The following is an 18,420-nucleotide window of genomic DNA, read 5'->3' on the forward strand; positions in this document are numbered from 1 at the left end:
TGGAGCGTATATGTATAAAGCGGTAACAGCTATTGTTTTTGTAGCGGCTTCGGTGCCCGCCTGGGCGCAGATGACGCCCGAGGGCCTGTGGCGCAACATCGACGACAAGACCGGTGAGGCCAAGGCAGAAATCCGCATCCGCGACAACGGCAGCGGCCTGAACGGCGTGCTCGAAAAGCGTCTGGCCAAGGACGCCAAGCCCGAGGACCTGTGCAAGGAATGCAGCGATGACCGCAAGGACAAGCCGCTGCTGGGCCTGGAGATCATCCGTGGCGCCAAGAAGGCTGAAGGCAAAGAGGTGTGGGAGGGCGGCAAGATTCTCGACCCCGAGAACGGTCGCAACTACACGCTGCGCATGACGCCTGTCGAGGGCGGCAAGAAGCTCGAAGTGCGCGGCTCCATCGGCCCCTTTGGGCGCACCCAGACCTGGATCCGGGTCCAGTAACGACGACAACACCGTGTGCGCCGAGCGCTGGCACGGCACACACAACAACGAGGGCAGGGCGCCAGCCGCTGCCGCCCTTCTGGAGAAATACCGATGTCAAGATTCCAAGTGAAGAAAGTCGCCGTGCTCGGCGCGGGCGTGATGGGCGCGCAGATTGCTGCGCACCTGGTCAACGTCAAGGTGCCCGTGGTGCTGTTCGACCTGCCGGCCAAAGAGGGCCCCAAGAACGGCATCGTCACCCGTGCCATTGACAACCTCAAGAAGCTCAAGCCCGCCCCACTGGGTGTGGCCGACGATGCCGCGCTGATTGGCCAGGCCAACTACGAAGAGCATCTGGAGCAACTGCGCGACTGTGACCTCATCATCGAGGCCATCGCCGAGCGCATGGACTGGAAGCTCGACCTCTACAAGAAGATCGCGCCTTTCGTCGCGCCGCACGCCATCGTGGCATCCAACACCTCGGGCCTGTCGATCACCAAGCTCAGCGAAGCGCTGCCCGAGAACATCAAGCCGCGCTTTTGCGGCATCCACTTCTTCAACCCCCCGCGCTACATGACGTTGGTGGAGTTGATCAACACCCCCACCACCGCCCCCGAGGTGCTCGACCAGCTCGAAGCCTTCGTCACCAGCGGCCTGGGCAAAGGCGTGGTGCGCGCACACGACACGCCCAACTTCATCGCCAACCGCGTTGGCATCGCCGGCATGCTGGCCACGATGAAGGAAGTCGAGAACTTCGGCCTGACCTTCGACGTGGTGGATGACCTCACGGGCAAGAAGCTCGGCCGCGCATCGAGCGGCACCTTCCGCACCGCCGACGTGGTGGGCCTCGACACCATGGCCCACGTCATCAAGACGCTGCAGGACAACCTGGACGAGAACAGCGACCCGTTCTACGCCAGCTTTGAAACGCCCGCCGTGCTGAAAAAGCTGCTGGAGCTGGGCAACCTGGGCCAGAAGGCCAAGGCCGGTTTCTATAAGAAGGTTGGCCGCGATGTGCTGCGCTTTGACCTGGAATCCGAAGAGTACGTGCCCGGCGGCCAGAAGGCCGACGAGGTGTATGGCCGCATGCTCAAGAAGCCCGCTGCCGAGCGCCTGAAGCTGCTGCGCAACGCCGAGGGCGCGCAAGGCCAGTTTCTCTGGGCCATTTTGCGCAACAGCTTTCACTACGCCGCTGTGCACCTGGGCACCATTGCGGACAACGCCCGCGACGTGGACCAGGCCATGCGCTGGGGCTTCGGCATGAAGCAAGGCCCCTTTGAGCTGTGGCAAGAGGCGGGCTGGCTCGACGTGGCGAAGATGATCCAGGAAGACATCGATGCCGGCAAGGCGCTCAGCAAGGCGCCGCTGCCCGAGTGGGTGTTCAAGGGCCCCGTGGCCGAAGCCGGTGGCGTGCACACCGCACAAGGCTCATGGAGCGCATCTGCTAATAAATTCATAGCGCGTCGCGCTTTGCCCGTCTACGCCAAGCAGCATTTCCCCGAGAAACTGCTGGGTGAAACGCTGCCTGACTTCACGACCGCAGGCAAGACGCTGCACGAAGACGATGCGATCCGCCTGTGGACGCTGGATGACGAAGTCGTCATTGCCAGCATCAAGACCAAGATGCACGCCATCAGCCCCGACGTGGCCGAAGGCCTGGCGATGGCGGTGGACATCGCCGAGAAGGACTACAAGGCCGTGGTGGTCTGGTCGGGCGACGAGCCCTTCAGCGCCGGTGCCGACCTGCAGGCCATGCTGCCCGCGTTCATGATCGCGGGCGTCAGCGCCATCGAAGGCGCCGAGCAAGAGCTGCAGAACACCATGCTGCGCATCCGCTATGCCAACGTGCCCGTGGTCTCGGCCGTGCGCGGCCTGGCTTTGGGCGGTGGGTGTGAGCTGGCCGTGCACTCGGCCCGCCGCGTGGTGCACATGGAAAGCTACATCGGCCTCGTCGAAGTGGGCGTGGGCCTGGTGCCCGGCGCGGGCGGCCTGACCTACATCGCCCGCCGTGCGGCCGAGAACGCCGCCCCCTCCACGGGCAAGGACATCCTGCCCTTCCTGACCGAAGGCTTCACCGCCGCCGCCATGGCCAAGGTGGGCACCAGCGCGCTCGAATCGCGCAAGCTGGGCTACCTGCTCGACAGCGACGTCATCGTGCCGCACAAGGACGAGCTGCTGTACGTGGCCATCAACGAAGCCAAGGCCCTGGCCAACGGCGGCTGGCGCGCCCCGCACAAGCGCCTGTTCCCGGTGGCGGGCCGCAGCGGCATTGCCACCATCAAGGGCTCGCTGGTCAATATGAAGGACGGCGGCTTCATCAGCCAGCACGACTTCCACATCGCCAGCCTGATTGCGGAAGTGGTGTGCGGCGGCGACGTGGACGCCGGCACGCTGGTGAGCGAGGAGTACCTGATGACGCTGGAGCGCAAGGCGTTCTGCGCGCTCATCGAGCACCCCAAGACGCAAGAGCGCATCCTGGGCATGCTGTCTACCGGCAAACCGGTACGCAACTGATGGCCTTAGTCATGGCGGACCGCGCCCCCAACAAACTGCAGCGCTCGCTGATGCGCTTGGACGAGGCCCCCGCGTTCATGCGCGGCTTTGTGCAGAACATCATCCTGCGCCGTGCGGTGCCTTTCACCGGCACGGCCGGGGTCCGGTTTGTGTCGCTGACGCCCGAGCGGGTCGAGGTGCGCCTGACCAACGAGCACCGCGTGCAGAACCACATTGGCGGCGTGCACGCCTCGGCCATGAACCTGCTGGCCGAAACGGCCACCGGCATGGTCGTGGGCATGAACGTGCGCGACGACTGCACCCCGTTGGCCAAGCAGTTCAGCATGGCGTTCAAAAAGCGCGCCACAGGCGGCCTCAAGGCCGTGGCCACGCTCACGCCTGAGCAGTGCGCCGCCATGCAGGCCAGCGACAAGGGCGAGGTTCAGGTCACCGTCACCGTGACCGACGAGGCTGGCATCGAGCCGGTCGAATGTGTATTTACGTGGGCCTGGGTTCCAGCCAGCCGCCCCGCCAAGAATTGAAGGAGTTACCCCATGGCCAAACAAGTCCAGGAAGCCTACATCGTCGCTGCCACGCGCACGCCCATCGGGCGTTCGCACCGCGGCTTCTTCCGCAACATGCGTCCCGATGACCTGCTGGCGACCACGCTCAAAGCCGCGCTGGCGGCAGTGCCCGGGCTCGACCCAAAGGCCATCGAGGACATCATCTGCGGCTGCGCCATTCCTGAGGCGCAACAAGGCCTGAACGTGGCGCGCATCGGTGCCGTGCTGGCTGGCCTGCCCCCCAGCGTGGGCGGCATCACCGTCAACCGCTTTTGCGCATCGGGCCTGTCGGCCGTGCAGATGGCGGCCGACCGCATCCGCGTGGGCGAGGCCGATGTGATGATTGCTGCTGGTGTGGAAAGCATGAGCATGGTGCCCATGATGGGCAACAGCCCCAGCCTGTCACCCAGCATCTTCGAGCGCGATGGCGACGTAGGCATTGCCTACGGCATGGGCCTCACGGCCGAGAAGGTGGCCCAGCAGTGGAAGGTGAGCCGCGACGCACAAGACGCGTTTGCGCTGGCCTCGCACCAAAAGGCCTTGGCCGCGCAACAGGCGGGCTACTTTGCCGACGAGACCACCCCCATCGAAGTGACCGACCGCACGGCCAACCTGGAAACAGGCGAGACCATTGCCACGACGCGCATCGTCAGCATGGACGAAGGCGCACGCCCCGACACCAGCCTGGAAGGCCTGGCCAAGCTCAAGACGGTGTTTGCTGCGCGCGGCAGCGTGACGGCGGGCAACAGCTCGCAGACCAGCGACGGCGCCGGTGCGTTGATCCTGGCCAGCGAGTCGGCCGTGAAGCGCTTTGGCCTCACACCGCTGGCGCGTTTCGTGAGCTACGCAGCCAAGGGCGTGCCGCCGCACATCATGGGCATCGGGCCCATCGAGGCCATCCCTGCCGCGCTGCGCTATGCGGGCCTGACCCTGCAGGACATGGACTGGTTTGAGCTGAACGAGGCGTTTGCGGCGCAGTCGCTGGCCGTGATGAACACGCTGGGGATGGACCCGAGCAAGGTGAACCCGATGGGTGGGGCCATTGCGCTGGGGCACCCGCTGGGGGCCACGGGGGCCATTCGCTCGGCGACGGTGGTGCATGCATTGAGGCGCAACAAGCTCAAGTACGGGATGGTGACCATGTGTGTAGGCATGGGACAAGGCGCCGCCGGCATCTTCGAAGCTGTTTGATTGTTGGCTGGCTACCGAGCGGGCGATCTGCGTCGTTGGGCGGTGCTCGCCATCCTCACGTACCTTGAGTACGTTCCGGTGGCTGTGCTCCGTCCGCCTAGCAGCTCATCCCGCTCGCTACGCCCTTGAGGGTGGGGTGGGAAGACAGGGCCGCATCGTTTTCTTTTCAAACCGACGCAGATCGGTGTGAACCAAGGAGACAGATATGAACAAGCAAACCTTGCAGGTCCACGGTGCCGATGGCGCGGTAGCGCTGGCGCTGCGTGTCTATGAGCCCGATGGCGCTGCGCGCGCCAGCGTCGTGATTGGCGGGGCCATGGGGGTGCGGCAGTCGTTCTATGGGGCCTTTGCGTTGTGGCTGGCGCAGCAGGGGTTTCGGGTCACCACGTTCGACTACCGGGGCCACGGTGATTCGCTGCAGGGCGCCATGCGCGATGTGAAGGCCGATTTGTTTGACTGGGCCGACGACTACGAGGCGGTGATCTCTGCCGCCAAGGCCGCGCTACCGGCGCAGCCGCTGTACTTGCTAGGCCACAGCCTGGGCGCGCAGTTGCCCGGTCTGCTTCAGCGGCCGGAACAGGTGGCTGGCCTGCTCAGCGTGGCGGCGGGCAGCGGCTACTGGCGCGACAACGCGCCGCAGCTCAAGCGCATCGTCCCGTATTTCTGGTGGGTGCTGGTGCCGCTGGCCACGCGGTTGTGCGGGTATTTTCCGGGTCGCGCGCTCAAGAAGGTGGGTGACTTGCCTGCGGGTGTGATCCTGCAGTGGCGCCGCTGGTGCCTGGACCCTGCTTACAGCGTGGGCGCCGAGGGGCCAGCGGTGGCGCAGAGTTATGGCGCGGTGCGGTTCCCCGTGCTGGCGCTGTCGATGGCAGACGACGAGCTGATGACCTTGCGCGGCACGCACAACCTGGTGAACCTGTACGCCAACGCCGCGCGCCGTGTGGAGAGCATTACGCCAGCTGACGTGCAGGTGCGGCGCATCGGGCACTTTGGTTTCTTTCGCGACCAGTTCCGCCAGAGCCTGTGGCCGCGTGCGGTGGCAGCGCTGGCTGCTCTGGGCGGCGGTGCCATGCCCCGTCACGAAGTCTCCGGTACGACGGTCTGAGCGGTCGTTTCGCGGCACACTTGCAACATGACTTCTTCCTCTTCCCATTCATCGCCGTCTTCCTCCATCCACCCGTTGGACGAAGCGCTGCAGCTGACGGCCTCGTCCTCTGCGACCGGTCAGTACGAAGGGCAGACCCACCCCGGCTACTGGAACATGGTGGGCCCGTTTGGCGGCGTCACCGCTGCCACGCTGCTGCAGGCTGTCCTGCAGCACCCTGACCGGCTGGGCGACCCGCTGTCGCTCACCGTCAACTACGCGGGCGCCCTGACAGCCGGTGCGTTCACGGTGCAGGCAACGCCCGTGCGCACCAACCGATCGACCCAGCACTGGACGCTGTCGATCCTGCAGGCCGGTGCCGACGGCGCGCCGGTGGTCACCACCACCGCTACCGCCGTCACGGCGGTGCGCCGCGAGACCTGGAGCGTGGGCGATGTGCCCATGCCCCAGGTGCCGCCCCCCGCAGAACAAAAGGCCATCGTCGCCCCATTGGGTGCCGTGGAGTGGCTTAACCGTTATGAGATGCGCCCTATCTCCGGCTTCATCCCGCGCACCTGGGACGGCAGCGGAGACCACAGCCTGACGCAGCTGTGGATGCGCGACACACCACCCCGGCCGCTCGACTTTGTGGCGCTGTCTGCATTGGCCGATGTGTTCTTCCCCCGCGTGTGGCTGCGCCGTGCGCGCCAGGTGCCTGCGGGCACGGTGTCCATCACCGTGTACTTCCACGCCACGGCAGAGCAGCTGCAGGCCACGGGCACGGGCTTCCTGCTCGGCCAGGCGCGCGGGCAGGAGTTCCGCAACGGTTTCTTCGACCAGACCGTGCAGCTTTGGAACGAGGCGGGCACCATGCTCGCCACCAGCCACCAGATCGTTTATTACAAGGAATAGGAAGTCGGCCTGTTGCTCTGCGCCGTGCATTCCTTTCCCCGTCATCATCATCATCCAGACCCCGGAACTTTCACCACCATGACCGAAGCCACCACCCAAGACATCCTCGTCCACTCCGAAGCGGGCGTGACCACCGTCACCTTCAACCGCGTGGACAAGAAGAACTCCATCACGCGCGACATGTATGCTGCCATGGCCGATGCGCTCGACGCCGCCAAGGCCGACGCCAGCGTGCGCGTGGTCGTGTTCCAGGGCGATGTGGCCATCTTCAGCGCGGGCAACGACATTGGCGACTTTTTGCAGCAGCCGCCTGCCACGCAGGACTCGCCCGTGTTCCGTTTTCTGCGCGGCATCGCCGCCTTCCCCAAGCCCGTGATCGCCTCGGTCTGCGGCCCGGCCGTGGGCATTGGCACCACCATGCTGTTCCATTGCGATCTGGTCTATGCGGGCGACAACGCGGCGTTCTCCATGCCGTTCGTCAACCTGGGCCTGTGCCCTGAAGCCGCATCGAGCCTGCTGGTGCCGCAGATGCTGGGTTATCACCGCGCTGCCGAAGCCTTGCTGTTGGGCGAGCCTTTCATGGCCGAGGCTGCGTTGGAAGTCGGCCTGGTGAACCGTGTGGTGCCGCCGACCGAATGCAATGGCGTCGCGCAGGCGCAGGCGAAGAAGCTGGCGGCCAAGCCGTTGTCGTCGCTCATCGAAACCAAGCGGTTGATGAAGGGTGGGCAGACGGCGAAGGTGTTGGAAGTGATGGCGGAAGAGGGCGAGAGCTTTGGTCGCATGTTGCGCGAGCCTGCGGCGCGGGAGGCGTTTTCGGCGTTTATGGAAAAGAGAAAGCCTGATTTCAGCAAGAGCTGAAATCTGGCCGCCGCGGTAGCGGTGCAGACCGCGTAGCGGGCTGGATGATCTTTCGGTAAAAGCGCCGCCCCGACTTCAGCGCAGTCTGAAGGTAGGTAGGCGCGTCAGCGGCGTGGACTGCGTGGCAGGCCGACGTCGGTTTCGCTACAAGCGTAAGCCGGATTTCAGCGCGGTTTGAGTCACTGGTGTTGAAGTTTTTTGGCTGCGGGCGCTTACGCAGAAAGCGCTGGCAGCTATTGTTTTTACAGTTTTGTTCTCGTCCCATCCGTTCGGGTTGGGCCTGTCGAGGCTCTTGTGCGTTGGCTACTGCATGCCCGTGTTGAGTGCGGGAGCCGGGAGTCGCCCGGCGTGCGAGTAACTTTCTTTTGCTTCGCCAAAAGAAAGTCACCAAAGAAAAGGCGACCCCCAGTCTGCGACCCCTTCGCTGTGCGAAGGGGCAAACCTGCGGAGGGGCGGTTGCGGGGTGCGCCGTGGAACTCGCTTTGCGCTGCGCGCGCCGCTCGGACAACCACGGCGAGTCAGAGCACGAAGCATGGGCGCTTCGACGCCCATGCCACCCCGCAACCGCCCCGCCGCAGGCGCAGCCAGCAGGGGGTGGGCAGCCGAACATCCAAACAGCCGGACATCCGTTCGGGCCATCGCTTTGCTCGGCCCAGCTTTCGCAGCGCGTGGCGCTTGCGCCCGCAAGACTGGGTCGAGCGCAGCGTAGCGAAGCAATGGCCCGTGTGGATGTCCGCTCCCCGGGTTCCCTTCTGCGCGTGCCGATAAGCGCAGGGCAGGGGGTGCGTGCGTGTGCCGAAGGACACACGCACTTCGTGCACTGACTTGCCGCAGTTGTTTGAGCGGAGCGCGTAGCGCGCAGTGAGTTCTGCGGCGCCCCGCCTGTCCGAGCATCGCAGGTTGCCCGTAGCGCAGTGGAGGGACGCGCGCAGTAGGGTCGCCCTTTCTTTGGTGACTTTCTTTCGGCGACGCGAAAGAAAGTTACTCGCACGCCGGGCGACTCCCGGCCTCCACCCTTCGCACAATCACGCCGTTTGATTACAAACACATAGCAAATCAGGTAGTCAATACTGGCGCTTCACCTCAAAAAGCACCCGTAGCAATCACGATCAGACAAGCCATTTATTTTTACAAAGCACTTGCTTGCTAAAAATAAACAGTTTTGCTATCGTGCCTGCATGGATTCACCCGTGCCGCGCACCAGCGCCATCGCCCCCGCTCCCAAGAAACCGCCGGCCCGCACTGGCAGCAAGGCCGTAGCCTCCTCCGACGCCAACGCAGCCACTGTGGAGGCAACCCCTACCCGCCGCCCCCGTGGCCGCCCCCGCAAGACCGCCGAGGAACTGGACGACGGCAATCGCCGCCGCAAGCTCATGGACGGCGCGGCCAAGCTCTTCCGCACCCAGGGCTTTGCCGCCACCAGCACGCGCGACATTGCGGCGGCCGCAGGCATGCACAGCGGCTCGCCCTTCTACCACTTCGAAAGCAAAAGCGCGCTGCTCTACGCCGTAATGAGCGAGGGCATGACCATGGCCACGCAAAGCCAGCAGCAGGCACTCGATGCACTGCCCGCCGCGGCCACGCCGCGCGAGCAGTTGCACACGCTCATTCGCCACCACTTCGAGATCCTGCTCGGGCCGCGCAGTAGCTTCATCCCTGTGATGCTTTACGAGTGGCGTTCGCTCACGCCTGCGCAGCGCAAGGGCATTGCCCGCATCAAGGACAGCTACGAGGCCACCTGGATGCCCGTGCTGGAAGCGCTGGCAAAGCAGGGTGCGCTGCAGGCCGAGCCCGGCGTGGCGCGGCTGTTCATCTTTGGGGCGCTCAACTGGGCGGTGCAGTGGTTCTCGCCCAAGAAGGGCAAATCGCTCGACGCGCTCACCGACGAGGCGCTGGCCTTGTTCATCCGTTCATAACAAAAAACCCCATCAAGGCAGAGTCACCATGGCCCCCACCGCGCGCAACGCCTACCAGTCAGTGTTTGCTCCGGGCCTGTTTCAGGGCCAGGTGGTGGTCGTCACCGGCGGCGGCTCGGGCATTGGCCGGTGCACGGCACATGAGCTGGCGCACCTGGGCGCGCATGTGGTGTTGGTGGGGCGCAAGCCAGAAAAGTTGCTGGCCGTGGCCGAAGAGATCACTGCCGATGGCGGCCGTGTGTCCTGCGAGGTGTGCGACATCCGATCCGAAGGAGGCGTGGTGGCGCTGGTGCAGCAGATCATCGCTGCGCAGGGTCGCATCGATGCGCTGGTCAACAACGCAGGCGGGCAGTTCATGTCGCCGCTCGAATCCATCAGCGCCAAGGGCTGGGAGGCCGTGCTGCACACCAACCTCACCGGCGGCTTTTTGATGGCGCGTGAGTGTTATCGGCAGTGGATGGCGCAGCACGGTGGCTCCATCGTCAACATCGTGGCCGACATGTGGGGCTCCATGCCGGGCATGGGGCACAGCGGGGCTGCGCGCGCGGGCATGGTCAGCTTCACCGAAACCGCCGCGTTGGAATGGGCGCACAGCGGTGTGCGCGTGAACGCTGTGGCGCCGGGCTACATCGCCTCCAGCGGCATGGACAACTACCCGCCCGAGGCGGCCGACATGCTGCGCGCCATGCCGCGCACGGTGCCGCTGGGCCGCTTTGGCAACGAGGCCGAGGTGTCGGCGGCCATCACCTTTTTGCTCAGCCCGGCAGCCAGCTTCATCAGCGGCACCACGCTGCGGGTGGACGGCGCACGGCCCCAGGTGCGCATGGGCTGGCCGCAGCGCCCGCCCGGTGCCACCGCTGCAGCACACCCGGCCGTGCAGCCGTTTGACGGCTTTCACCGCGCACAGGTGCCGCAGGTGTTTGCACCTTCCCATACCCCCAAGACCGAGGCCGCATGACTGCCGTCTTCACCTCCCGCTTCAACCCAGGCAGCGCCGAGGCCACCCAGCGCCGCGCAGCGCTGCAGGCCCGCCTTCATGCTCTGCGCGCGCTGGAAGAGCGTGCCGCCGCCGCCTCGGCCCGGTCGCTGCCCCAGTTTGAAAAACGCGGCCAGCTGCTGCCGCGCCAGCGGGTGGCACTGCTGCTGGATGCGGGTGCGCCCTGGCTGCCGCTGTGCACGCTGGCGGGCTACCTGCAGGACGTGAAAGACCCCGAGAAGTCCGTGCCCGGTGGCGGCATGGTCGCGGGCATCGGCTTTGTGAGTGGCGTGCGCTGCATGGTGGTGGCCAGCGACTCGGGCATCGAGGCCGGAGCCATCCAGCCCATGGGCCTGGAAAAGATTTTGCGCGTGCAGGAGATCGCGCTGCAAAACCGCTTGCCGTTCATCCACTTGGTCGAGAGCGCGGGCGCCAACCTCATGCGCTATCGCGTGGAGGGCTTTGTGCACGGCGGCACGCTGTTCCGCAACCTCGCGCGGTTGTCGGCAGCGGGCATTCCGGTCATCACCGTGCAGCACGGCTCGGGCACTGCAGGCGGCGCTTACATGCCCGGCTTGTCGGACGTGGTCATCATGGTGCAGGGCCGCTCGCGCGCCTTTCTGGCCGGGCCGCCGTTGCTCAAGGCCGCTACTGGCGAGATCGCTACCGAGGAGGAGCTGGGCGGCGCCGAGATGCATACGGCGGTCTCTGGCCTGGGCGAATACCTGGCCCAGGACGACCGCGAGGCCATTGGCCTGGCACGCGATGTGGTGGCGCAGCTGGGGTGGAGTACGCACCGGCGAACCAGCGCACCCGGGCCCACCTTGCCCGCCGACGACCTGCTGGCCCTGATGTCTGCCGACCTGCGCCAACCCGTGGACATGCGCGAGGTGATGGCGCGGCTGGTGGACGGCTCCGAGCTGCTCGAATTCAAGGCCCGCTACGGCATGGCCACCGTGTGCGCGCAGGGCCACATCCAGGGCCATGCGGTGGGCTTCATCAGCAACAACGGCCCCATCGACGTGGCGGGCGCCAACAAGGCCACGCACTTCATCCAGTGGATGTGCCAGCTGGGCCACCCCATCATCTACCTGCAGAACACCACGGGCTACATGGTGGGCAAGGACAGCGAGCAGGGCGGCATGATCAAGCACGGCAGCAAGATGATCCAGGCCGTGACCAACGCCACCGTGCCGCAGATCACCATCCAGTGCGGCGCCAGCTTTGGTGCGGGCAACTACGGCATGTGCGGGCGCGGCTATGCGCCGCGCTTCCTGTTCAGCTGGCCCGGTGCCAAGACGGCGGTGATGGGCGGCGAGCAGGCTGCGCGCACCATGCAGATCGTGACCGAGGCGGCGCTGGCGCGCAAAGGCATCACGCCCGACCCGGCCGAATCGCAGGCACAGTTCGACAAGATCGTCGCCATGTTCGAGGCCCAGGCCGATGCGCTCTACACCAGCGGTCTGCTGCTGGACGACGGCGTGATCGACCCGCGCGACACGCGGGCCGTGCTGGCGTTTTGCCTGGACACCTGTGCCGAGGCGCAGGCCCGCACGCTGCGGCCCCTGAGCTTTGGCGTGGCGCGGATGTAAGAGGCGATATCACCAGCGCGACATGGCCGAGCCTCTCAAATACCTGCTGAACGACACCGTGCCCCCGCGCATCGCGGCCATGGTGCGGCGCGCGTGGCGGTCTTTCGACACCAAGGCGTTCTTGCGCCAGATCGAGCCCGGCTACGAATCGCTGGAGCTGATGGCGCGCGGCCAGCGCATTGCGCAGGCCCTGCAGATACACCTGCCGCAAGACGTGCCGCGTGCGCTGGGTGTGCTGGTCGATTCGATGGACCCGCCGATGGGTATCGATGCGGCGGGTGAGCCCGATGCGGCTGACCGCCCTTACAGCGCATTTCTGTACCTGCCATACAGCATGTACATCGGCGTACAGGGGCTCGCGCACTTTGAGGCGGCCATGGTCGCGCAGCACGCGCTCACTCAGCGCTTTACGGCGGAGTTCTGCATTCGCCCCTACCTGCTGCACCACCAGGGCGCCACGCTCGCGCGGCTGCACGACTGGGCGCAGGACGACAACGCCCATGTGCGCCGTCTGGTGAGCGAAGGCACGCGGCCCCGCCTGCCCTGGGCGCCGCGTTTGCCTGCATTCCAGAACAACCCGCAACTGGCCCTGCCGTTGCTCGATGCGCTCAAGGACGACCCATCGTCCTACGTGCGTCGCTCCGTGGCCAACCACCTGGGCGACATCGCCAAGGACCACCCCGACCTGGCCGTGGGCACCGCGCGCACCTGGCTGCAGGGCGCGCCCGCACCGCGCGAGGCCCTGGTGCGCCACGGCCTGCGTTTTCTCATCAAACGCGGCGACGCCGCTGCGCTCGATGCCCTGGGCGTGGGCCATGCCGTGGCGCTGGATGTGCGGGCCGCGCGCGTGCTGCCCGCCCGCGCACGCATCGGCGACAAGGTGCGCATCGAGGTCGAACTGCACAACCCCACACCCCAGCCCCAGCGCGTGCTGGCGGACCTGAAGGTGCACTACGTCAAGGCCCACGGCGGTGCGGCGCCCAAGGTGTTCAAGCTGCAGACGCTGGACATCGCCCCCGGCGCCACCGTGGCGGTGGGCAAGACGCTGTCACTGCAGCAGATGACCACACGCACCCACTACCCCGGCGCGCACCAGGTGGAGCTGGTGCTCAACGGGCGGCCCCAGCCGCTGGGGCAGTTTCAGCTTTCGTGATCGAGGTTTGCAGGCACACCAACACACAGACGCAACAGCAGGAGACAAGCACCATGCAGTTCACACACGAGCACCGCGAGATCCAGAAGACCCTCAAGCGTTTCATCGACGAAGAGATCAACCCCCATGTGGACGAATGGGAAGCGGCCGAGATCTTCCCCGCACACGAGGTCTTCAAGAAGATGGGCAACCTGGGCCTGCTGGGCCTGTGCAAGCCCGAGGAATATGGCGGCGCAGGGCTGGACTACTCCTACAGCCTGGCCATGGCCGAGGCGCTGGGCCACATCCACTGCGGCGGCGTGCCCATGGCCATCGGCGTGCAGACCGACATGTGCACCCCGGCGCTGGCGCGCTACGGCAGCGAAGAACTCAAGCGGAACTTTCTGGCCCCTGCGATTGCGGGCGACATGGTGGGCTGCATTGGCGTGAGCGAGCCTGCGGCGGGCAGCGATGTGTCGGGCATCAAAAGCGTGGCGCGCAAGGATGGTGACGACTACGTGATCACCGGCCAGAAGATGTGGATCACCAACAGCCTGCAGGCCGACTGGATGTGCATGCTGGTCAACACGGGCGAAGGCCCCGTGCACAAGAACAAGAGCCTGGTGATGGTGCCCATGCGCGATGGCCCGGGTGGCAAGCTCACCAAGGGCATCGAGGTGGCGCAAAAGATCCGCAAGATCGGCATGCACAGCAGCGACACCGGCCTGATCTACTTTGACGAGGTGCGCGTTCCGCAGCGTTACCGCATCGGTGCCGAAGGGCAGGGCTTCATCTACCAGATGCAGCAATTCCAGGAAGAGCGCCTGTGGTGCGCCGCCAGCACGCTTGAATCGCTGAACCACTGCATCCAGTGGACCATCGACTACGCGCAGGAGCGCAAGCTGTTTGGCGCCACGCTGGCCGACCAGCAGTGGGTGCAGTTCAAGCTGGCCGAGCTCAAGACCGAGGTCGAGGCCCTGCGCGCGCTCACCTACCGCGCCTGCGATCTGTACGTGAACGGGCAGGACGTGCTGGAGCTCGCCAGCATGGCCAAGCTCAAGGCCGGCCGCCTGAACCGCGAGGTGCCCGACACCTGCCTGCAGTTCTGGGGCGGCATGGGCTTCACGCTGGAGAACAAGGTCTCGCGCATGTACCGCGACGGGCGGCTGGCGTCCATCGGCGGGGGCGCGGATGAAGTGATGCTGGGCATTCTCGCCAAGCTCATGGGCATCGCCAAGCGGCCCGTGCACTGACATGGCTGATTCGCTGGTGATCGACCGCGCGCCGCTTGCCAGCGGCAGCGTGGAAACCTGGACGCTCAACGACCCGGCCAGCCGCAATGCGCTGTCAGAAGCCATGGTGGACGGTTTGATAGCCGCGTGTGAGCAGGCTGCGGCCGATGCCGACCTGCGCGGCGTGGTGTTGCGCGGTGCCGGTGGGCACTTCTGCGCGGGGGGCAGCCTGGGCGGCTTTGCCAAGACCATTGGCCAGCCCCTGGCTGCCGGCACAGCCGACCCGCTGGTGCCACTGAACCGCCGCTTTGGCGCGTTGCTGCAGGCCCTGTGCGCACTTCCGCAGTGGCTCATCGTGGCGGTGGAGGGCGCGGCCCTGGGTGGCGGCTTTGGGATCGTGTGCTGCGCCGACCATGTGCTGGCCCATACCAGCGCGCAGTTCGCCACGCCCGAGGTCACGCTGGGCATCGTGCCTGCGCAGATTGCGCCCTTTGTGGTACGGCGCCTTGGCTCAGTGGCGGCGCGGCGGTGTTTGCTTACTGGGGAGCGCTGGGATGCTGCGAAAGCTCAACGCGCAGGGCTGGTGGATGAGGTGGTCGCTGGCGACATGGAGACTGCTGTGCAAGCCGTCATCGCGCGCCACGTCGCCGCAGCGCCGCAGGCCGTGGCCGCCACCAAACGCTTATTGCTGGCCCAGTCCGAGACGCCGTTGCCTGCGCTGCTGGATGAAGCGGCGATTGCTTTTGCGCAAGCGCTGCGTGGGTCCGAGGCGCCGCAAGGGCTGGTGGCGTTTGCTGCGCGCAAGGCACCACCCTGGAGTGCGAAACCATGAAAAAGATACTTGTAGCGAACCGATCCGAGATCGCCCGCCGCATCATCCACACCGCTCACCGCATGGGCATCGAAACGGTCGCCGTCTACTCCGACCCCGATGCCAACGCCCAACATGTGCGCGAAGCCACCCAGGCCGTCGCGCTAGGCGGCGCAGCCAGCGCCGACACCTACCTGCGTACCGACAAGCTGCTGGCCGCAGCCCGAGCTACAGGTGCCGATGCTGTACATCCCGGATATGGCTTCCTCAGCGAGAACGCCGACTTTGCCCAAGCGGTGGTCGATGCGGGCCTGACCTGGATCGGCCCCGCGCCCGCCGCCATACGTGCGCTGGGCAGCAAGTCCGGTGCGAAGGCTTTGGCGGCCACGCATGGGGTGCCCTGTCTGCCGGGTTATGCGGGGGACGACCAGAGTGATGAACGTTTTGCGCAAGAGGCCGCGCGCATCGGCTACCCCGCCATGGTCAAGGCCGTGGCGGGTGGGGGAGGGCGCGGCATGCGGCTAGTCACCGATGCGGCGCAACTGCCCGCCGCACTGGCCAGCGCGCGGTCCGAAGCGCTGGTGGGCTTTGGCTGTGGTGACTTGCTCATCGAACGCGCACTGCTGCAGCCCCGCCATGTGGAGGTGCAAATCTTTGCCGACGCCCACGGCGCGTGCATCCACCTGGGCGAGCGCGATTGCTCGGTGCAACGCCGCCACCAGAAGGTCATTGAGGAGTCCCCCAGCCCCGCCGTGGACGCAGCGCTGCGCGAGCGCATGGGCGCCTGCGCTGTGGCGCTGGCGCAGGCCGCTGGCTATGTGGGTGCGGGCACGGTGGAATTCCTTCTGGATGGGGCTGAATTCTTCTTAATGGAGATGAACACCCGCCTGCAAGTGGAGCACCCGGTGACCGAAGCGCTCACGGGGCTGGACCTGGTGGAATGGCAAATCCGCGTGGCACGTGGCGAGCCGCTGCCGCTCACGCAAGACCAGGTGCATCTGCAAGGCCACGCCATCGAAGTGCGCCTGTGCGCCGAAGACGCGCACTTTCGCCCGCACACCGGCCGCGTGCTGCACTTCAGCGCGCCGCCTGCCGCAGCCTTCGAGCGCACTGCCATGGGCGCCTTGCGCTTCGATCACGCGCTAGAAGAGGGCGCCGAGGTATCGCCCCACTACGACGCCATGCTGGGCAAGCTCATCGTGCACGCCGCCACGCGGGCCGATGCCATTGACGCGCTGGTCCGCGCGCTGCAGGGCACCAGCGTGCTGGGCCTGCTCACCAACCGCGCGTTTTTGGCAGCGTGCCTTGGCCACCCAGTGTTTCGCGACGGCAAAGCGCTGGTGCCGTTTCTGGCCGAGCATGCCAAAGAGCTGCAAGCGTCGCTATTGAAAGAGGAGCTATCAGCGCTTATCCCATCAGCGCTATCGGCCATTTTTACTTCAAATTGTTCTGCGCCAGCCTCCGCAAGCCTGCCTTGCACCCTGGCCCGCCCGCTGCGCCTGCGCCACCAGGGCGAAGTGCACGCGCTTGCCGTGCGCGAGCTGGGCGCGGGCCGGCTGCACGTGGAGCACACAGACGCGACCACGGGCCAGCTGAATACCACCACCGTGCAACTCACCCCGCACCCCGGCGGCGCCATACGCACCACCACGCGCAGCGGGGCAGAGGGCGGCGTGCAGGCTGACCACACCGTCCGCACCTTGCGCGTGGCCCCCTTGCGATGGCACTGGCAAGCGGGCGGCGTGGACGGCTGGATGGAAGACGCATCGTGGGAGCCCGCCGCGCGCGCAGGTGCCGCCGGTGGCGCCACCGAGCTGCGCGCGCCCTTCAACGGCAAGGTGGTCGCGCTGCCTGTGGCTGCAGGGCAGGCGCTGGCGGCAGGCGACACCGTGTTGGTCATCGAATCCATGAAGCTCGAACACAGCCTGGCATGCCCCGTGGCCGCCACAGTGGCCGAGCTGCTGGTCGCGCCCGGCCAGCAGGTGTCGCCCGGCCAGGTGCTGGCCCGCTTTGCGCCCGCCACGCCAGGAGCCACCGCATGACGGCCACGACCGGCACGGGTGTAACGACGGCGGTGGCCAGCGATGAAGACCGCACCGCCCTCACCGACACCGTCACCCGATTCGCCCGCACCGAGATCGCGCCGCATGTGGACGCGTGGGATGCCGCCGGTGAATTCCCTCGCAGCCTGTACCGCCGCGCGGCCGACCTGGGCCTGCTGGGGCTGGGCTACCCCGAACAGTACGGCGGCACGCCCGCCAGCTACCTGCTTCGCCTGCCACTGTGGCGCGCGCTCAGCCGCCATGGCGCCAGCGGCGGTGTGCTGGCCAGCCTGCTGTCGCACAACATCGGCCTTCCGCCCGTGCTGGCGCATGGCAGCGACGCGGTGCGCGCCGAGGTCATTCCACCGGTGCTGGCGGGCGAACAGATTGCCGCGCTGGCGATCACCGAGCCCGGTGGCGGGTCGGACGTGGCGCAGCTCAAGACCACCGCGCGGCGTGAGGGCGATGAGTACATCGTCAACGGTGAAAAGGTGTTCATCACCTCCGGCATGCGCGCGGACTGGATCACGGTGGCTGTGAGGACCGGGGAGGTCGGATGCAAGGGCAGCGCAGGCATCTCCATGCTGCTCATCCCGGGCCACAGCGCAGGCCTGTCGCGCAGCAAGCTCGACAAGATGGGCTGGCTCTGCTCCGACACCGCCCACCTGCGCTTTGACAGCGTGCGTGTGCCCGCCCGCTACCTGCTGGGCGAAGAGGGCGCGGGCTTTCGCATCATCATGGCCAACTTCAACGGCGAGCGCTTTGGCCTCGCCGCGTCGGCCCTGGGCTTTGCCGAGGCCTGCTACGACGAGGCCCTGGCCTGGGCTCGCCAGCGCAAGACCTTTGGCGCCGCGCTGGTCGAGCACCAGGTCATCCGCCACAAGCTGGTGGACATGCAGATGCGCATCCAGTCCACCGCCGCGTGGTGCGAATCCGTGGCCGCGCAGGCCGACGCGGGGCGCACCGGCCCCGAGTTGGTTGCCAACGTCTGCCTGCTGAAAAACCACGCCACCCAAACCATGCAGTTCTGCGCCGACCAGGCCGTGCAGATCCTGGGCGGCATGGGCTTCATGCGCGGCACCGTCAGCGAGCGCATTTACCGCGAGGTCAAGGTCATGATGATCGGCGGCGGTGCGGAAGAGATCATGAAGGACCTGGCTGCAAAACAGCTCGGCATTTGAATGAAGGAGACAG

Annotated in this window: 15 protein-coding genes; all 15 read left to right on the top strand. The window is 66.4% G+C overall.

All coding sequences use genetic code 11. The features are described 5' to 3' along the window. Nucleotides 1–10: 10 nt before the first annotated feature. The 15 genes from KI609_RS03470 (at nt 11) to KI609_RS03540 (ending at nt 18,407) form a co-directional block, all read left to right on the top strand. A complete protein-coding gene (locus KI609_RS03470; RefSeq protein ID WP_226447155.1) occupies nt 11–445 on the top strand; it encodes a DUF2147 domain-containing protein in 435 nt (144 codons plus the stop codon). A 93-nt stretch (nt 446–538) separates the two neighbouring features. Further along, nucleotides 539–2,938: a 3-hydroxyacyl-CoA dehydrogenase/enoyl-CoA hydratase family protein gene (locus tag KI609_RS03475; protein ID WP_226447157.1), complete on the top strand. Its 2,400-nt coding sequence runs from the start codon at nt 539–541 to the stop codon at nt 2,936–2,938. A gap of 11 nt (nt 2,939–2,949) precedes the next feature. Continuing rightward, a complete protein-coding gene (locus KI609_RS03480; protein ID WP_226447159.1) occupies nt 2,950–3,459 on the top strand; it encodes a DUF4442 domain-containing protein in 510 nt (169 codons plus the stop codon). A 12-nt stretch (nt 3,460–3,471) separates the two neighbouring features. Beyond that, entirely contained in the window at nt 3,472–4,671 is a 1,200-nt protein-coding gene (locus KI609_RS03485) for an acetyl-CoA C-acyltransferase (protein ID WP_226447161.1), read from the top strand. 205 nt (nt 4,672–4,876) lie between these two features. Continuing rightward, nucleotides 4,877–5,776 carry an alpha/beta fold hydrolase gene (locus KI609_RS03490; protein ID WP_226447164.1) on the top strand — a complete coding sequence of 300 codons (900 nt, stop codon included), beginning with the start codon at nt 4,877–4,879 and terminating at the stop codon, nt 5,774–5,776. Nucleotides 5,777–5,803: 27 nt separating this feature from the next. Next, nucleotides 5,804–6,667 (top strand): acyl-CoA thioesterase, encoded by an 864-nt coding sequence (locus tag KI609_RS03495; protein WP_226447166.1) that lies wholly within the window; start codon nt 5,804–5,806, stop codon nt 6,665–6,667. Between the two features lie 78 nt (nt 6,668–6,745). Continuing rightward, nucleotides 6,746–7,525: an enoyl-CoA hydratase gene (locus KI609_RS03500; RefSeq protein WP_226447168.1), complete on the top strand. Its 780-nt coding sequence runs from the start codon at nt 6,746–6,748 to the stop codon at nt 7,523–7,525. Between the two features lie 1,178 nt (nt 7,526–8,703). Further along, nucleotides 8,704–9,441 carry a TetR/AcrR family transcriptional regulator gene (locus KI609_RS03505; protein WP_226447170.1) on the top strand — a complete coding sequence of 246 codons (738 nt, stop codon included), beginning with the start codon at nt 8,704–8,706 and terminating at the stop codon, nt 9,439–9,441. Nucleotides 9,442–9,469: 28 nt separating this feature from the next. Further along, nucleotides 9,470–10,399, top strand: coding sequence for an SDR family oxidoreductase (locus KI609_RS03510; RefSeq protein ID WP_226447172.1), 930 nt, complete (start codon nt 9,470–9,472; stop codon nt 10,397–10,399). Continuing rightward, nucleotides 10,396–12,009: an acyl-CoA carboxylase subunit beta gene (locus KI609_RS03515; RefSeq protein ID WP_226447174.1), complete on the top strand. Its 1,614-nt coding sequence runs from the start codon at nt 10,396–10,398 to the stop codon at nt 12,007–12,009. Before KI609_RS03510 ends, KI609_RS03515 begins: the two co-directional genes overlap by 4 nt. A gap of 22 nt (nt 12,010–12,031) precedes the next feature. Next, nucleotides 12,032–13,162, top strand: coding sequence for a DNA alkylation repair protein (locus KI609_RS03520; protein WP_226447176.1), 1,131 nt, complete (start codon nt 12,032–12,034; stop codon nt 13,160–13,162). A gap of 53 nt (nt 13,163–13,215) precedes the next feature. Continuing rightward, nucleotides 13,216–14,394 carry an acyl-CoA dehydrogenase family protein gene (locus tag KI609_RS03525; RefSeq protein WP_226447178.1) on the top strand — a complete coding sequence of 393 codons (1,179 nt, stop codon included), beginning with the start codon at nt 13,216–13,218 and terminating at the stop codon, nt 14,392–14,394. Between the two features lies 1 nt (nt 14,395). Beyond that, nucleotides 14,396–15,205: an enoyl-CoA hydratase/isomerase family protein gene (locus KI609_RS03530; RefSeq protein WP_226447180.1), complete on the top strand. Its 810-nt coding sequence runs from the start codon at nt 14,396–14,398 to the stop codon at nt 15,203–15,205. Next, nucleotides 15,202–17,226: an acetyl/propionyl/methylcrotonyl-CoA carboxylase subunit alpha gene (locus KI609_RS03535; protein ID WP_226447182.1), complete on the top strand. Its 2,025-nt coding sequence runs from the start codon at nt 15,202–15,204 to the stop codon at nt 17,224–17,226. Before KI609_RS03530 ends, KI609_RS03535 begins: the two co-directional genes overlap by 4 nt. Then, nucleotides 17,223–18,407 carry an acyl-CoA dehydrogenase family protein gene (locus KI609_RS03540; RefSeq protein WP_226447184.1) on the top strand — a complete coding sequence of 395 codons (1,185 nt, stop codon included), beginning with the start codon at nt 17,223–17,225 and terminating at the stop codon, nt 18,405–18,407. Before KI609_RS03535 ends, KI609_RS03540 begins: the two co-directional genes overlap by 4 nt. Nucleotides 18,408–18,420: the final 13 nt, after the last annotated feature.

Source organism: Acidovorax radicis, assembly GCF_020510705.1.
In the GTDB taxonomy this organism is placed as follows: Bacteria; Pseudomonadota; Gammaproteobacteria; order Burkholderiales; family Burkholderiaceae_C; genus Acidovorax; species Acidovorax radicis_A.

Bases quoted from the DNA above. Each gene is read 5' to 3' on its own strand.
- KI609_RS03470 (WP_226447155.1), top strand. From the start codon at position 11: ATGTATAAAGCGGTAACAGCTATTGTTTTTGTAGCGGCTTCGGTGCCC.
- KI609_RS03515 (WP_226447174.1), top strand. From the start codon at position 10,396: ATGACTGCCGTCTTCACCTCCCGCTTCAACCCAGGCAGCGCCGAGGCC.
- KI609_RS03495 (WP_226447166.1), top strand. From the start codon at position 5,804: ATGACTTCTTCCTCTTCCCATTCATCGCCGTCTTCCTCCATCCACCCG.
- KI609_RS03525 (WP_226447178.1), top strand. From the start codon at position 13,216: ATGCAGTTCACACACGAGCACCGCGAGATCCAGAAGACCCTCAAGCGT.
- KI609_RS03490 (WP_226447164.1), top strand. From the start codon at position 4,877: ATGAACAAGCAAACCTTGCAGGTCCACGGTGCCGATGGCGCGGTAGCG.
- KI609_RS03485 (WP_226447161.1), top strand. From the start codon at position 3,472: ATGGCCAAACAAGTCCAGGAAGCCTACATCGTCGCTGCCACGCGCACG.
- KI609_RS03505 (WP_226447170.1), top strand. From the start codon at position 8,704: ATGGATTCACCCGTGCCGCGCACCAGCGCCATCGCCCCCGCTCCCAAG.
- KI609_RS03540 (WP_226447184.1), top strand. From the start codon at position 17,223: ATGACGGCCACGACCGGCACGGGTGTAACGACGGCGGTGGCCAGCGAT.
- KI609_RS03475 (WP_226447157.1), top strand. From the start codon at position 539: ATGTCAAGATTCCAAGTGAAGAAAGTCGCCGTGCTCGGCGCGGGCGTG.
- KI609_RS03480 (WP_226447159.1), top strand. From the start codon at position 2,950: ATGGCGGACCGCGCCCCCAACAAACTGCAGCGCTCGCTGATGCGCTTG.
- KI609_RS03510 (WP_226447172.1), top strand. From the start codon at position 9,470: ATGGCCCCCACCGCGCGCAACGCCTACCAGTCAGTGTTTGCTCCGGGC.
- KI609_RS03500 (WP_226447168.1), top strand. From the start codon at position 6,746: ATGACCGAAGCCACCACCCAAGACATCCTCGTCCACTCCGAAGCGGGC.
- KI609_RS03530 (WP_226447180.1), top strand. From the start codon at position 14,396: ATGGCTGATTCGCTGGTGATCGACCGCGCGCCGCTTGCCAGCGGCAGC.
- KI609_RS03535 (WP_226447182.1), top strand. From the start codon at position 15,202: ATGAAAAAGATACTTGTAGCGAACCGATCCGAGATCGCCCGCCGCATC.
- KI609_RS03520 (WP_226447176.1), top strand. From the start codon at position 12,032: ATGGCCGAGCCTCTCAAATACCTGCTGAACGACACCGTGCCCCCGCGC.